General features: G+C 68.0%; 15 protein-coding genes. 10 read left to right on the top strand and 5 right to left on the bottom strand.

From position 1 onward, the window contains the following. Together RGD00_RS06335 and RGD00_RS06330 are read right to left on the bottom strand one after the other, a co-directional pair. Positions 1-788 (bottom strand): TRAP transporter large permease subunit (locus RGD00_RS06335; protein ID WP_310456461.1); only part of this gene is annotated, 788 nt, incomplete at its 3' end. Next, positions 789-1,376: a TRAP transporter small permease gene (locus tag RGD00_RS06330; RefSeq protein ID WP_310456460.1), complete on the bottom strand. Its 588-nt coding sequence runs from the start codon at positions 1,374-1,376 to the stop codon at positions 789-791. It abuts the gene before it with no gap. Positions 1,377-1,584: 208 nt separating this feature from the next. Here RGD00_RS06330 and RGD00_RS06325 point away from each other — a divergent pair, with 208 nt between their 5' ends. Beyond that, positions 1,585-2,421, top strand: coding sequence for an SDR family NAD(P)-dependent oxidoreductase (locus RGD00_RS06325; protein ID WP_310456459.1), 837 nt, complete (start codon positions 1,585-1,587; stop codon positions 2,419-2,421). A gap of 69 nt (positions 2,422-2,490) precedes the next feature. On the opposite strand, the gene RGD00_RS06320 is transcribed toward RGD00_RS06325, so the two are convergent. After that, positions 2,491-3,270, bottom strand: a complete 780-nt coding sequence (locus RGD00_RS06320) for an SDR family NAD(P)-dependent oxidoreductase (protein ID WP_310456458.1) — start codon at positions 3,268-3,270, stop codon at positions 2,491-2,493. A gap of 163 nt (positions 3,271-3,433) precedes the next feature. On the opposite strand from RGD00_RS06320, the gene RGD00_RS06315 reads away from it, so the two are divergent. The 9 genes from RGD00_RS06315 to recR all read left to right on the top strand — a co-directional run bounded on the left by RGD00_RS06315 (position 3,434) and on the right by recR (position 10,869). Next, complete coding sequence (locus RGD00_RS06315; protein ID WP_310456457.1) at positions 3,434-3,919, top strand: nuclear transport factor 2 family protein; 486 nt, start codon at positions 3,434-3,436, stop codon at positions 3,917-3,919. A 3-nt stretch (positions 3,920-3,922) separates the two neighbouring features. Continuing rightward, positions 3,923-4,714, top strand: coding sequence for an aspartate/glutamate racemase family protein (locus tag RGD00_RS06310; RefSeq protein ID WP_310456456.1), 792 nt, complete (start codon positions 3,923-3,925; stop codon positions 4,712-4,714). Between the two features lie 35 nt (positions 4,715-4,749). Next, positions 4,750-5,535: an aspartate/glutamate racemase family protein gene (locus RGD00_RS06305; RefSeq protein WP_310456455.1), complete on the top strand. Its 786-nt coding sequence runs from the start codon at positions 4,750-4,752 to the stop codon at positions 5,533-5,535. Positions 5,536-5,546: 11 nt separating this feature from the next. Then, positions 5,547-6,323, top strand: a complete 777-nt coding sequence (locus RGD00_RS06300) for a glucose 1-dehydrogenase (protein ID WP_310456454.1) — start codon at positions 5,547-5,549, stop codon at positions 6,321-6,323. Between the two features lie 16 nt (positions 6,324-6,339). Further along, positions 6,340-7,488, top strand: coding sequence for an NADH:flavin oxidoreductase/NADH oxidase (locus tag RGD00_RS06295; RefSeq protein ID WP_310456453.1), 1,149 nt, complete (start codon positions 6,340-6,342; stop codon positions 7,486-7,488). A gap of 199 nt (positions 7,489-7,687) precedes the next feature. Next, positions 7,688-8,047: a DUF1428 domain-containing protein gene (locus tag RGD00_RS06290; RefSeq protein ID WP_310456452.1), complete on the top strand. Its 360-nt coding sequence runs from the start codon at positions 7,688-7,690 to the stop codon at positions 8,045-8,047. 115 nt (positions 8,048-8,162) lie between these two features. Beyond that, on the top strand, positions 8,163-9,911 hold the full coding sequence (locus tag RGD00_RS06285) for a DNA polymerase III subunit gamma/tau (protein ID WP_310456451.1): 1,749 nt from the start codon (positions 8,163-8,165) through the stop codon (positions 9,909-9,911). An 11-nt stretch (positions 9,912-9,922) separates the two neighbouring features. After that, positions 9,923-10,267: a YbaB/EbfC family nucleoid-associated protein gene (locus tag RGD00_RS06280; protein WP_310456450.1), complete on the top strand. Its 345-nt coding sequence runs from the start codon at positions 9,923-9,925 to the stop codon at positions 10,265-10,267. Positions 10,268-10,269: 2 nt separating this feature from the next. Then, entirely contained in the window at positions 10,270-10,869 is a 600-nt protein-coding gene (gene recR / locus RGD00_RS06275) for a recombination mediator RecR (RefSeq protein WP_310456449.1), read from the top strand. Between the two features lie 29 nt (positions 10,870-10,898). Here the strand turns inward: recR and RGD00_RS06270 are convergent, their stop codons facing one another. Both RGD00_RS06270 and RGD00_RS06265 read right to left on the bottom strand, forming a co-directional pair. Further along, complete coding sequence (locus tag RGD00_RS06270) at positions 10,899-13,118, bottom strand: S8 family serine peptidase (protein ID WP_310456448.1); 2,220 nt, start codon at positions 13,116-13,118, stop codon at positions 10,899-10,901. 131 nt (positions 13,119-13,249) lie between these two features. After that, a complete protein-coding gene (locus RGD00_RS06265) occupies positions 13,250-13,990 on the bottom strand; it encodes a DUF1013 domain-containing protein (RefSeq protein ID WP_310456447.1) in 741 nt (246 codons plus the stop codon). Positions 13,991-14,016: the final 26 nt, after the last annotated feature.

The following is a 14,016-nucleotide window of genomic DNA, read 5'->3' as shown; positions in this document are numbered from 1 at the left end:
ATCGCCGCCAGCAGGATCGCCATGGCCGCGCCAAGCGCCCCGGCCTCTGTCGGCGTGGCGATGCCCGCCATGATCGTGCCCAGCACTGCCAGCACCATCACCGGCAGGGGCCAGGCGCCCATGAACGCCGCGCGGCGGTCGCGGGCGGAAATCGCCTCGGTATGCCGGGGGGCGAGGCGCGGGTCGATCATCACCCGGACGATGATCATCAGGATGAAGGCCCCGGCGGTCAGCAGGCCCGGGATGATACCGGCGATGAACAGCGGGCCGATGGCGGTGTTGGTGAACACCCCATAGACCACCATCAGGATCGAGGGCGGGATCAGCGCGCCGAGCGTGCCCGCCGCGGCGATGGTGCCGGTGGCGAGGCTCTTGCTGTAGTTCGCGCGCAGCATCTCCGGCACGGCGATGCGCGACAGCGCCGCCGAGGTCGCCACCGAGGACCCCGAGGCGGAGGCGAACAGCGCCGAGGCGCTGACCGAGGCCACCGCAAGGCTGCCGGGCATCCAGTTGAACAGCACCCGCATCGCGCCGAACAGCCCGCTGGTCAGCTGGCCGCGCGCGGCGATATAGCCCATCAGCAGGAACATCGGCACCGCGCTGAGTTCCCACGAGGCGGCGAAGGAATAGGGGATGGAACTCAGCACCCCCCAGGCCGCCTTCCAGCTGGCCACTGCGCCGATGCCCACGAACGAGACGCTGATCAGCGTCAGCCCGATCGGAACACGGATCGCCAGCAGCACAAGGCTGACGACGACGCTGATGATGCCGATTTCGAGACGGTCCATTCAAATCTCCCGAAGGGCGGTTTCTGGATTGCGGGGATGCGCCAGTTCGGGGTTCCGGCCGCGCAGCAGCGCGACGAACTGCGACAGGCCGACCAGCGCCGCCAGGCAGAAGGCGACCGGCATGATCCAGCGCGCGGGCCAGATCGGCACCTCGGCCGACCCCATCGCCCGTTCGCCGATCCGCGCCGCATGCAGCGCGTCGAGCGTGGTCTGCCAGGCGAAGGCCGCATAGACCGCCATCGCGATCACAAGCGCGATCCCGATGAACACGGCCTGCGACCGGCGCGGATAGTAGGGAAAGAACGCATCCACCACGATGGCCTCGCGGCGGACCTCGACCAGCGCCAGGGGGGCGAAGATCGTGATGACCATGTAATAGTGCGAGACGATTTCGAGCGTGCCCGACAGCGGTTTGCCGAGCACGTATTTCAGCACCACATCGGCGGTGATGTGGATCATCATCAGCGCCAGCGTGGTGCAGCCGATGGCCGTCAGCCCCGCCGAAAAGGCGCCGAGGATGCGCGGGATCTCGCGCGGTTCCGCCTGCGGCGGCGGGTCTTGCGGCGGGGTTTCCTTGCCTTGATCCAACGGTGCCCTCCCCGGTTTCCGGTGACATCTTTCGCCCCGGCAGACCGGGGGTGCGCAGGGGGAAAGTGCGGCCACGGGGGCGCGGCGTCGATCACAGCAGCTTGTGACAGCGCCCCGGGGGCGCGGCGGTTATGCTCTGGGCCGCGGCGCCGGGCGTCCGGCCCCGGGGCCCTGCCCTGCCGCCGGAAAAATCAGGAGAACGATATCAATGCACTATGATCTGGGTCTGGCCGGCCGCACCGTAGCGGTGACGGGCGGCGCATCGGGGATCGGGCTGCGCTGCGTGCAGACGCTGGCCGGGGCGGGGGCGAAGGTCGCCGTGCTCGACGTGAACCGCGAACAGCTCGACGCGGCGGGGGCGCCGATACGGGCGGCGGGGGGTGCGGTGCTGGCGCTGGACCTCGACGTGCGCGACGCGGGCGCGACCGAGGACGCCTTCGCGCGGATCGAGACCGACCTCGGCCCGCTGGACGGGCTGATCGCGGCGGCGGGTGTCGCGCGGTCCGCCCCGGCCACGATGCTGACGCCGGAAATGTGGGATCTGGTGATCGGGGTGAACCTGACGGGCCTGTTCTACACCGTGCAGGCGGCGGGCAAGCGGATGGTGGCGCGCGGCCGGGGCGCCATCGTCACCTTCGGGTCCACCTCTTCGGTGGGCGGGCAGGCGGGTCGCGCGGCCTATTGCGCCTCCAAGGCCGGGGTCGTGGGGCTGACCCGCGATCTGGCCATCGAATGGGGATCCTACGGGGTGCGCATCAACGCCGTCGGCCCCAGCCTGACCGACACGCCGATGGTCAGGAACGGCATTCCGCAGAAATTCCTCGACGATATCGTGGCCGACCGCACGCCCCTCGGCCGCATGGCCGACCCGCAGGAGGTGGCCGATACCTGCATGTTCCTGCTGTCGGACCTGTCGAGCTATATCACCGGCACGCTGCTGATGGTGGACGGCGGCGTGACCGCCGGCGCCTTCACCGCGCAGAAGGGGCGGGATTTCTCGTCAAAGGCGATGCTGGCGCAGGGGATCTACCGGGAACGCGACTGACCCGGGCCCCGCCCGGACGCAACGGGGCCGCAGCGGATGCTGCGGCCCCCTGCCCTGCGGCGCGGGCGGTCAGGCCATGCGGTAGCCGCCGTTCACGTCCAGCGTGGCGCCGGTGATGTAGGACGCCCCGGGCGACAGCAGGAAGGACACCGTATGCGCCAGATCCTCGGGCGTGCCCATCCGGCCCAAGGGCACATTGGCCGACATTCTGTCATAGGCGGCGGCGCGGGTGGCGGCGTTGTCGGTTTCCTTGCTGGTCACGTGCAGCATCGGCGCGTCGATCAGCCCCGGCGCGATGCAGTTCACCGTGACGCCAAGCGGCGCCAGTTCCCGTGCGACCGCCTTGGAAAACCCCAGCACCGCCGCCTTGGATGAAATGTAGCTGGCCGAGGACCGATAGCCCCCCAGTTCCGCCGCGACCGAACTGGTGGTGATGACGCGGCCGTTTTCCACCGGTACCCGGTGGCGGCGGCGGGCATAGGCGCGGCAGCACAGGAAGGTGCCGCGCGCGTTCACGTCATGGGTCAGGTTCCAGTCGTCGACCGTCATGTCCACCAGCGGCGGGCGGGCGTTGTCCACCATGACCAGAACGCCCGCGTTGCAGATCAGCGCCGTCACCGGGCCCTCGGCCGCCTCCACCGCGTCGAAAAGCCCCTCGACCGATGCCTCGTCGGCCACATCCACCTGCCAGGCGCTGTGCCCCTGCCCCGCCAGGTCCGCAACACCCGCCTGCGCCTGCGCCAGCGTCAGATCCGCGATGGCGACGCGCCAGCCGTCATCCGCCAGACGCTTGCTGATCCCGAGACCGATACCGCGGCCTCCTCCGGTTACGAGTGCGAGGCCGGTCATGGGCTTCCTTTCCGATGGTTCCGCGAATGGCCCGAGGGCCGCATCCTGCCGACCCTAGGCCCGGCGCCCGCCCCCCGGCCATCACCAGATCATGTGACTTACAAGCCCGCGGAAATGCCCGCAGTCTCTGCCCCACCGACCAAGGGCTGAGGAGGGTTCTTTCGTGGATTTGGAAGCGCGGCTGCGGCAGATCGAGGACCGGCTGGAGATATACAACCTCATGGCCGCCTATGGCCCTGCGGTCGATGCCTGCTCGGTCGAGAACAACGCGAGGCTCTGGACCGACGATTGCGTCTATGCGGTCGGCGGCCTTGGCGAATACCTTGGCCAGGACGGGCTGGCCGGGATGATCGCGGGCCCGTTCCACCGGCAGGTCACGGCGAACGGGTCGGCGCATGTGCTGTCGCTGCCTTACGTCGAGGTGCAGGGCGACCAGGCGGTCGCCACCAACTATGCCAAACTGTTCAGCCACCGGGACGGGCGGTTCGATCTGGTGCGCCTCGTCGTGTCGCGCTGGTTCCTGCGGCGCGAGGATGGCCGCTGGAAGGTCGCCCGGCGCACCAACGAACTGGTCAACGGGTCGGACGAAAGCCGCGCGCTGCAACGGCGCGCGACCGATACCGCCGAACTGACCTGCGCGGGGGTGTGAAGGATGCGGATCTGGTTCCAGTCCACGGTCGAGATCGACAGCTATCACGCCTACCGGCAGGCGCTGCTGACCCATTTCAGCGCCACCGCCCCGGGGGTGGAGGTGCATCTGGCGGGCGTTCCCGGCGGCACATGGGCGGGTCTGGCGAACAGCCAGGTCATGAACATGCCCTATGCCTATCACCGCATCCTGTCGAACACGCTGTTCGAACAGCTGCGGCTGGCCGAACGCGAAGGCTATGACGCCTTCGTCCTCGGCAGTTTCACCGAACCCTGGCTGCGCGAGTTGCGGTCGATGACCGACATGCCTGTGGTCTCGACCGCCGAGGCGGCGGTGCATCTGGCGCTGTCGGTGTCGCAGAAGTTCGGCCTTGTCACGATGAACACCGAAAACGAATGGTTCCAGCGCATCAACATGGCCGCGCGCGGGTTGCAGGACCGCATCGCCGGCTATTACGTCGTGCGGCCGGAGGCGACGGAACTGGAAATCAACCGCATCTTCGAGGATGCGCGCGGCTATATCGACCGCTTCACCGCCGTGGCGCGGCAGGCCATCGCCGACGGCGCCGATGCGATCATCCCCTCCGAGGGGCTGGTGGCGACGGTCATGGCGGTGAACGGCCTGCGATCCATAGACGATGTGCCGGTGGTGGACCCGATCGCGGGTTCGGTGCTGATGGCGGAAATGCTGGCCAAGATGCACCGCGCGACCGGCCTCATGCCCGGGCGGCGCTGGCATTATGTCAAGACGCCCGCGCATATCATGGACCACATGGACCGCATGCGGCAGGGCTGAGCCCGCCGCCGGCCGACGCACAACAGGGGAACCCCATGAAGATCTGGTATCAATCCACGCTGAATTTCGACCTGCATCCCAACTACGGCAAGGCATTGCGGCGGCATTTCCAGCGCGTTGCTGGGCCGTGCACCGAAGTGCTGGTGCATGGCCGCAGCGCCGCCTTCGGCAGCCAGTTGCCGGTGCACGACGTCATCGGCAGCCCCGTGGTCTATCACGCGGTCGTCGCATCGGCCTTCATCGAGGCGGTGATGCGGGCAGAGGATCAGGGCTGCGACGCCTTCGTCGTCGCCTCGTTCAGCGAACCGATCCTGCCGGAACTGCGGGCGCTGGCGGGCATTCCGGTGATTTCCATGACCGAGGCGACCTATATGGCCGGCTGCATGGTCGCGCCCCGGGTGGGTTTCGTCACGCTCAACAAGGCGGTGGTGCCGTTCATCGAAAAGTCGATGGCGCTGCACAAATGGTCCAGCCGGGTCAGCGGCATCCATCTGGTGCCCGGCAACGTGTCGGAACCCGATCTGGAACACAAGTTCGACGCCCCCGCCCCGTTCCTCGACCTGCTGGTCGAAGGCGTGCGCGAGGCGATTGCCGCCGGTGCGCAGGTCGTCATCCCGGCCGAAGGCGTTCTGGGGGTGATGGCCGCCGAAAACGGCCTGCGAGAGGTCGATGGCGTGCCCATCGTCGACCCCATCGCGACGCCGGTGCTGTTCGCGGAAATGGCGGTCAACATGGCGCGGGCGACCGGGCTGACGACCAGCCGCGCCGCCTATCCGCAGCCGTCGGCGGCGGCGCGCGACCTGCTGAAATCGCGCTATTGATGGAGACGCGGGTGAACAACAGGTTTCAGGGAAAGATCGTGGTGGTGACGGGCGGCGCATCCGGCATCGGGGCGGCGGCGGTGCGCCGGATGGCGGCAGAGGGCGCATCGGTGGTGATCGCCGACCGTGCGCTTGCCGCGGCCGAGGCGCTTGCCGCCGAACTGACCGCCGCCGGCCACCGCACCGCCGCAGGCGAGATCGACGTGGCGCAAGAGGCGGGGTGGGTGGCGCTGATGGCGCTGACGGAAAGCCGCTTCGGCATCCCCGATGTGCTGGTCAACAGCGCCGGCTATGCGCAGCCCTACCGCATCGCGCATGAGGAACCCGAGGACAGCTATGACCGGCTTTACGACGTGAACGTCAAGCCGTTCTACTGGTGCGCGCGCCATTTGATCCCCCGCATGATCGCAAACGGCGGCGGGACGATGGTCAATGTCTGTTCGGTATCCGCCGAACGCCCCCGCCCGCTGAACACCTGGTACGGGGCCTCCAAGGCGGCGGCGGTGTTTTCGACCCGCGCGCTGGCGCTGGAATATGCCCGCCAGAACATCCGCATCTGCGGGGTGAACCCCGGCCCCATCGACACGCCGCTGCTGGCCGGGTCGCTGGCGGGCCATGGCGGGGCGAACGAACAGGCCGCGGCGCGGGCGCGGATGATGGAGAACCTTCCCTTGGGCCGTGTCGGCCAGCCCGGGGAAATCGCGGCGACCATTGCCTTTCTGGCCTCGGACGACGCAAGCTTCATCGTCGGTGAAGTGGTCAACGTGGACGGAGGCCGCGCGATCTGAGCGCGGGACGCATGGAATGAGCAAGCTGTTTTCCCCCATCGCGCTGCGCGGCCTGCGGCTGCGCAACCGCATCGTGGTGTCGCCGATGCTGATGTACCGGGCCGAAGGCGGGCATACCAACGACTGGCATGTGATGAACCTCGGCCAGTTCGCCGCGGCGGGTGTCGGGCTGGTGATGATGGAATCGACCAAGGTCGATCCCGACGGCTGTTCGACCCTGCGGGATGCGGCGATCTGGGATGACGCCTATGTGCCGGGGCTGCGGCGGATCGTGGATCATGTCCATTCGCTCGGCACGCCCATCGGGGTGCAGCTTGGCCATTCGGGGCGCAAGGCGGGCATGGTGCTGCCGTGGGAGGGGCGCGGGGTGCTGGATCTCGACCACACCCCAAATCCTGCGGGGGGCCCGTGGCAACTGGTGGGGCCAAGCGCGATCCCGCATTCCGACGCCTACAAGACCCCCCATGCGCTGAGCGTGGCGGAAATCGGCGCTATGATCGACACCTGGGTCGCCGCCGCGCGCCGCGCGCTGGCCGCCGGGTTCGACGTGATCGAGCTGCATCTGGCCCATGGCTATCTGGGCCATCAGTTCCTGTCGCCCCATGCCAACCGGCGCGGCGACGGCTATGGCGGCAGCCTGCAGAACCGGATGCGCTTCGCCCTCGAACTGGCAGAGGCGGTGCGCGCCGTCTGGCCGGCGGACCGGCCGCTTTTCGCCCGGCTGTCCTGTGTCGACGGCATGGGCTGGACGATCGAGGACAGCATCGCCCTGTCGCGCGCACTGGCAGCGCGGGGGGTGGACATCGTGGATTGCAGCACCGGCGGAATGGCCGTGCGGGGCGAAAACCTGCGCCCCGGCTACGGCTACCAGACCCCCTTCGCCGCCGCGATCCGCGCACAGGCAGGGGCGGCGACGATGGCGGTGGGCATGATCGTGAACCCCCGGCAGGCAGAGGCGATCATCGCCACCGGCAAGGCCGATCTGGTCGCCCTGGGGCGCGAACTGCTGCACAATCCCCACTGGGCCTATCACGCGGCGCAACAACTCGGGGTGCCGGACCCCGAGTCGCTGCTGCCGCCCTCTTACGCCTATTGGCTGGACAAGCGGGGGCGGCAGGGGCTTGGCGATTACCCGGGGGTCGCGGCGGATCCGGTGCTGTCCTAGGACGGACCGACATTCAGCCGCGCCGCTCTGGCTGGCGAAGGCACGCGCCTTCGCCAGCCAACCGTCCACCCCCGCCCCCTGCAAAATCCCGCCGACCGGCCCCGGCCGCCGGATCGCCGGTTGTCAACCCGCCCCCTGCCTGCGAGCCTTCGACTCGCAGGCCCCCGATCCCGAGGGGCCGGATACAGGGGATTGAGCGATGACCTATTATTCGGGCTTCGTGCTCGCCGTACCGACCGAGAACCGGCAGAAATACATCGACCACGCCCGGCAGGCCTGGCCGATGTTCAAGCGGCGCGGCGCATTGCGCATGGTGGAAACCTGGGGCGTCGACGTACCGCACGGCAAGGTGACGGATTTCTACCGCGCCACCCAGGCCAAGGACGACGAATCCGTGCTGTTTTCCTGGATCGAATGGCCCGACCGCGCCACCGCGGACGCCGCCTGGACCGCGATGATGGAAGACCCGGAAATGCAGCAGCAACAGCCGCCAGAGATGCCCTTCGACGGCATGCGCATGTTCTGGGGCGGGTTCGAGCCGGTGGTGGACGAAAGCTGACCCCCCGAAGGCCGGCCCCCGAAAGTCGGCAGAGCCCGGGCTTTCGGCGCGGGGCGGGTGGACGCGGGCGGGCGGGCAGCCTAACTTGCATCCCGTATAAGACCCGGAAGCCCCCATGTCCGACGCCCAAGCCTATCAGGTTCTCGCCCGCAAGTACCGCCCCCAGACCTTCGCCGACCTGATCGGACAGGAGGCGATGGTGCGCACGCTGAAGAACGCCTTCGCGGCGGACCGGATCGCGCATGCCTTCGTGATGACTGGCGTGCGCGGCGTGGGCAAGACCACCACCGCGCGGATCATCGCCAAGGGGCTGAACTGCGTCGGCCCCGACGGCACCGGCGGCCCCACCACCGAACCCTGCGGGCAATGCGAGCCCTGCCGCGCCATCGCCGAGGGCCGGCATGTCGATGTGATGGAAATGGACGCGGCATCCCGCACCGGGGTGAACGACATCCGCGAGATCATCGATTCGGTCCACTACCGCGCCGCCAGCGCGCGCTACAAGATCTACATCATCGACGAGGTGCACATGCTCTCGACCAGCGCGTTCAACGCGCTGCTCAAGACGCTGGAAGAACCGCCCGCGCATGTAAAGTTCATCTTCGCCACCACGGAAATCCGCAAGGTGCCGGTGACGGTGCTGTCGCGCTGTCAGCGGTTCGACCTCAAGCGGATCGAGCCCGAGGTGATGATGGCCCATCTGGCCCGCGTGGCGGGGGCCGAAGGCGCGCAGATCGCGCCCGACGCGCTGGCGCTGATCACGCGCGCCGCCGAAGGATCGGTGCGCGACGCGATGAGCCTGATGGATCAGGCCATCGCCCATGGCGCGGGCGAAACCACCGCCGATCAGGTCCGCGCGATGCTGGGGCTGGCGGACCGGGGCCGGGTGCTCGACCTCTTCGACCGGATCATGGCCGGGGATGCGGCGGCGGCGCTGTCGGAACTGGCGGGCCAATATGCCGACGGGGCCGACCCGATGGCGGTGCTGCGCGATCTGGCAGAGGTGACGCACTGGATTTCCGTCATCAAGATCACCCCCGAAACGGCGGACGACCCGACCGTGCCGCCCGACGAACGCGCGCGCGGCCGCGACATGGCCGAACGGCTGCCGATGCGGGCGCTGACGCGGATGTGGCAGATGCTGCTGAAGGCGATCGAAGAGGTGGCCTTGGCCCCGAACGCGATGATGGCCGCGGAAATGGCGGTGATCCGGCTGACCCATGTGGCGGACCTGCCGGACCCGGAAACCCTGATCCGCAAGCTGCAATCGCAACCCGCGCCCGCCCCCGGTGCCGCACCCCCGCAGGCCCCACCGGGCAATGGCGGCGGGCCCCGCATGGCGGCGTTCGCGCCCGCGCCCTCGGGCGGCGGCGCGGCCACGGCACGGGCGCTAGCCCCCGAGGCGCTGGCCCATTACGCGCAGTTCGAACAGGTGGTGGACCTGATCCGCGACAAGCGCGACGTGAAACTGCTGCTGGAGGTGGAACACAACCTGCGGCTGGTCCGTTATACCCCCGGCCGGATCGAATTCCAGCCCACCCCCGACGCCCCCGCCGACCTTGCCGCGCGTCTGGCGCAAAGGTTGCAGGGCTGGACCGGCGCGCGGTGGGGCGTCTCGGTCGTGGCCACGGGCGGCGCGCCGACGATCGCAGAGCTGCGGGAGGCCGAACTGGACGGCGCCAAGGCCGAGGCCGCGGCGCTGCCCATCGTGCAGGCGGTGCTGACGGCCTTTCCAGGCGCAAGGATCGGCGATATCCGCAGCCCCGACACGCTCGCAGCCGAGGCCGCAGAGGCCGCCCTGCCCGAGGCCGTCGAACAGGACGGCGAGCCGGGCGGGGACTGGGATCCGTTCGAGGACAACTGAGAGGAACAGCGATGCTGAAAGGACTGGGCGGCCTTGGCGACATGGCCAAGATGGTGAAACAGGCGCAGGAGATGCAGGAAAAGCTCGCCCGCATGCAGGAGGATCTGGCGAATATCACCGTCACCGGCGAATCCGGCGCCGGGCTGGTGCGCGCCACCGCCACCGCCAAGGGCGACCTGACGGCGCTGTCCATCGACCCGTCGATCTTCAACCCCAACGACAAGGAAGTGGTCGAGGATCTGATCCTCGCCGCGATCAAGGACGCACAGGCCCGCGCCGCCGACCGCCACCGCGAGGAATTGCAGCGGCTGTCGGAATCGCTCGGCCTGCCGCCGGGCATCCAGTTGCCGATCTGACCATGGCCGAGGCCCCGCGCGACATCGAGGCGCTGATCGCGCTGATGGCCCGGCTGCCGGGGCTCGGCCCCCGGTCGGCGCGGCGCGCGGTGCTGCACATGCTGCGCAAGCGCGATCTGGTGATGCAGCCGCTGGCCGAGGCGCTGGCCCGCACCGCGGCGGCGGCGCGCGACTGCGCGGTCTGCGGCAATATCTCGACCGCCGACACCTGCCCGGTCTGCGCCGATCCGGCCCGCGCGACGGGCGAGATCTGCGTGGTCGAGGATGTGGCCGACCTTTGGGCGATGGAACGGGGCGGCGCCTTCCGGGGCCGCTATCACGTTCTGGGCGGCACGCTGTCGGCGCTGGATGCGGTGGGGCCGGACGACTTGCGCATCCCGCAACTGATCGACCGCATCGCGGCGGAAAACGTGCGCGAGGTGATCCTGGCGCTGAACGCCACCGTGGACGGGCAGACGACCGCGCATTACATCGCCGCCGCACTGGCGCCGACGGGGGTCGCGGTCAGTTCGCTGGCCCAAGGGGTGCCGATCGGGGGCGAACTCGACTACCTCGACGACGGCACCATCGGCGCCGCGCTACGCGCCCGGCGCCGGGTGTGACCGCGCGGGGAAACCCGCGCGGCCGGGGATCAAAAGAAGTCGATGTCGTTGTACAGGATCGCCTTGTCGGTGACGCCCACCAGCACCAGCTTGTCGGCGCCGAAATCGAGCACAAGGTTGCCCCCGACGACCTTGGAATAGGTGTCCACCACCTGGCGGACGGTCCTGCCCCCGCCCCACAGATCGGTATCGAGACGGATCGTGTCGATGTTGTCGGTAAAATCCATGATCCGGTCGCGCCCGTCGCCCTGCATGAAGATGAAGGTATCCTGGCCACCACCACCGATCATCACGTCATTGGCGCCCGCGCCGCCATGCAGCACATCCCGGCCCGCGCTGCCGAGCAGACGGTCGCGCCCTTCATCGCCGAACAGCTGGTCATCGTGGCGCCCGCCGTGCAGAAGGTCGTTGCCCTGCCCGCCATAGAGCGAGTCGTTGCCGTTCGCCCCACGGAGGATGTCGCGCCCGCGCATGCCGTGGATTTCGTTCGCGCGCCCGTTACCGACGACACGGTCGTTGCCATCACCCATCACCGCGTTCTCGATCTGCACGGTGCTGGCCAGCCGCGCCAGATCGGCACCATAGTTCGTGAACACGCCATTGGCGCCGAGCGACCCCTGGATGTCCCAGGCGATGGCCGAGAAGTTCAGCCAGTCGATCCCGCCATCGGTATCGTTCACGTTCAGGCGGCTCGGGTCCAGACTGGAGAGATACCAGAAGTCCTCGGTATAGTGGTAGACATCGTTGTTCGTCAGGGCCGAACCGAAGAACTGGATGTCGAAATCGTAAAGCCAGCCCTGATCGCCCGCCGCCGTGTCATAGACCGCCAGTTGCCAGGTGCCCTGGCTGGAATAGCCGCGCAGCGCCTCGACCGCGAAGGTCCAGCGGAAGCCGCTGTCGAACAGGAAGTTGCTGCCCTCGTTGTACATCAGCGGGATTTCGAGCCCGTCCGGCGCAACCAGCGCGATCTGCAGATCCGCGGCCCAGGTGTGTTGCAACTCGATGGTGACGTAGATGCTTTCGATCTGGATCGCCTGCGCCGCGGTCACGTTCGCCTGCAAGGTCGCAACCTGGTAGTCGTTGATCGCCACGCCCGCGAGGTTGTAGTTGCGGGTGAAGCTCAGCTCGTTGTGGCTGGTCGCCGCCTGGCCGAACAGCGTCGTCCAGACCTCGGCCATGCGCACGGCGGCATAGGCATCGACCATGCCGTAGCCGTAGGACATGTGGTAGACATTGCCGCCGCCGTTCCAGTTCGAGGTGGACCCGACGCCCCATTCCCCGACCTCGTATTGCCCATACCAGTTGGGCTGCCCCGGGTCGGTTCCCGTGTTGCGGGCGGACATGGCAAGGATGTTGGCCACGTCGCGCCAGCCCAGACCCTCGTTCGCGTCCAGCATCAGCGCGACCACGCCCGACACCGTGGGCGTCGCCGCCGAGGTGCCGTTGAAGGTCGAGGTATAGTTGACCGGCAGCGGGTCGCCGTCGGTGTTGTTATTGTAGCCATCGTTGCCGGTGCGGTCGGTCGTCACCGCAGAGGCCGGCGCCGCGATCAGGATCGAGGGGCCGTAGTTGGTGTACCAGGTGGCATAGCCATCGGATTCGGTGGCAGAGATCGTCAGCGTATAGCGCGACACGTTGGTGCCCGAACCGCTGGCGTTCATCGTGTCGTTGCCCGCCGCATGCACGATCACGGTGCCGAGCCCGCCGCGGCCGTTTTCCACCGCGTACTGGAACTGCGCATCCTGAAGCCGCGCGTTGGACCCCGCGATGGCAAGGTTCAGACCGGCGTCATAGACGGGTGTCATGCCCCAGCTGTTCGACATGATGTCGAAATTCGCCGCCCAGGCCAGCGAGGCGAGGAATACCGCCTGCGACTGATGCTGCGTGTCCTCCAGCATGTTGATGCCGGTGATGGTCACGTCCCAGGCGACGCCCACGCCGCCCTGGCCATTGCCTTGGCGCGAACCGATCAGCCCGGCGCAGGCGGTGCCGTGCCCGTCGTCCCCGGCCAGCGGAAACGGGTTGTAGGTGACGCCGCCATACTGGAAATGCATGCTGGCGTCATAATTGCCCGCCAGATCCGGGTGGTTGTACTGCACCCCGTCATCCACCACCACCACGGTCACGCCCACGCCCGTGAACTCGTTCCAGATGGTTTCCATCCGGCTGCGGGCGCTGGAATAGCGGGAGGTGGCGATCAGATCGAAATGCCACTGCTGGGAATAAAGCGGATCGGAAGGTACGGTCATCGACATGCTCCCCTAATAATCGGGGGCGGCGAAATCCGCACAGTCCACCCCCATCCCCTGGGGCGAAAGCTACGCCTTTCCGGTGCCGGTGTCACCGACAAAGCGGCGCCACCGGCGGCGTTCATCGAATATTAACGGGTTTCGTCATCCTCGTCGTCGTCGTCGCCATGCGGCAGGTTGAAGAAGCTTTCGGCGTCCGAATAATCCTTGGGCTTCTGTTCTTCCTCGGACAGGGCGAAGGCGCCGTAGTCGGCGCCCGGGACGCGGGGTTCCGGCGCCATGCCGAGCGATTGTTGCGTCGACACCAGCTTGCGCCGTTCGTCATCGCTCATCACCTGGCCTTCGGCCGCCTTGCGCTTGACCGCCTGCTGCACCGCCGCGTCCAGTTCCGTCTGCCGGCACAGGCCGAGCGCGACCGGATCGACGGGCGTGATGTTGCCGATGTTCCAGTGCGTGCGTTCGCGGATCGACTGGATGGTGGGCTTGGTGGTGCCGACCAGCTTGCCGATCTGGCCATCCGACAGTTCGGGGTGGAACTTGACCAGCCACAGGATCGCGGCCGGGCGGTCCTGGCGTTTGGACAGCGGCGTATAGCGCGGGCCGCGGCGTTTTTCCTCGCCCACCGCGGCGGCGTTGAACTTGAGCCGCAGCTTGTAGAGCGGATCCTTCTCGCCCTTCTCGATCTCGATCTGGTCGAGCTGGTTGTTGGCGATCGGGTCGAACCCCTTCACCCCGCCCGCCACGTCGCCATCGGCGATGCCCTGCACCTCCAGTTCGTGCAGGCCGCAGAAGTCGGCGATCTGCTTGAAGGTCAGGGTCGTGTTCTCGACAAGCCAGACGGCGGTGGCCTTGGCCATGAGCGGCTTGGACATCGGATGACTCCTTTACAAATCTCTCC

It is taken from the genome of Ruixingdingia sedimenti (assembly GCF_031432425.1).
GTDB classification, from domain to species: Bacteria; Pseudomonadota; Alphaproteobacteria; order Rhodobacterales; family Rhodobacteraceae; genus Ruixingdingia; species Ruixingdingia sedimenti.
Note: the sequence above shows the minus strand (reverse complement) of the source record. Positions and strands in the feature narration are given on the sequence as shown.

Bases quoted from the DNA above. Each gene is read 5' to 3' on its own strand.
- RGD00_RS06325 (WP_310456459.1), top strand. From the start codon at position 1,585: ATGCACTATGATCTGGGTCTGGCCGGCCGCACCGTAGCGGTGACGGGC.
- RGD00_RS06320 (WP_310456458.1), bottom strand. From the start codon at position 3,270: ATGACCGGCCTCGCACTCGTAACCGGAGGAGGCCGCGGTATCGGTCTC.
- RGD00_RS06310 (WP_310456456.1), top strand. From the start codon at position 3,923: ATGCGGATCTGGTTCCAGTCCACGGTCGAGATCGACAGCTATCACGCC.
- RGD00_RS06305 (WP_310456455.1), top strand. From the start codon at position 4,750: ATGAAGATCTGGTATCAATCCACGCTGAATTTCGACCTGCATCCCAAC.
- RGD00_RS06295 (WP_310456453.1), top strand. From the start codon at position 6,340: ATGAGCAAGCTGTTTTCCCCCATCGCGCTGCGCGGCCTGCGGCTGCGC.
- RGD00_RS06290 (WP_310456452.1), top strand. From the start codon at position 7,688: ATGACCTATTATTCGGGCTTCGTGCTCGCCGTACCGACCGAGAACCGG.
- RGD00_RS06285 (WP_310456451.1), top strand. From the start codon at position 8,163: ATGTCCGACGCCCAAGCCTATCAGGTTCTCGCCCGCAAGTACCGCCCC.
- RGD00_RS06280 (WP_310456450.1), top strand. From the start codon at position 9,923: ATGCTGAAAGGACTGGGCGGCCTTGGCGACATGGCCAAGATGGTGAAA.
- recR (WP_310456449.1), top strand. From the start codon at position 10,270: ATGGCCGAGGCCCCGCGCGACATCGAGGCGCTGATCGCGCTGATGGCC.
- RGD00_RS06270 (WP_310456448.1), bottom strand. From the start codon at position 13,118: ATGACCGTACCTTCCGATCCGCTTTATTCCCAGCAGTGGCATTTCGAT.
- RGD00_RS06265 (WP_310456447.1), bottom strand. From the start codon at position 13,990: ATGTCCAAGCCGCTCATGGCCAAGGCCACCGCCGTCTGGCTTGTCGAG.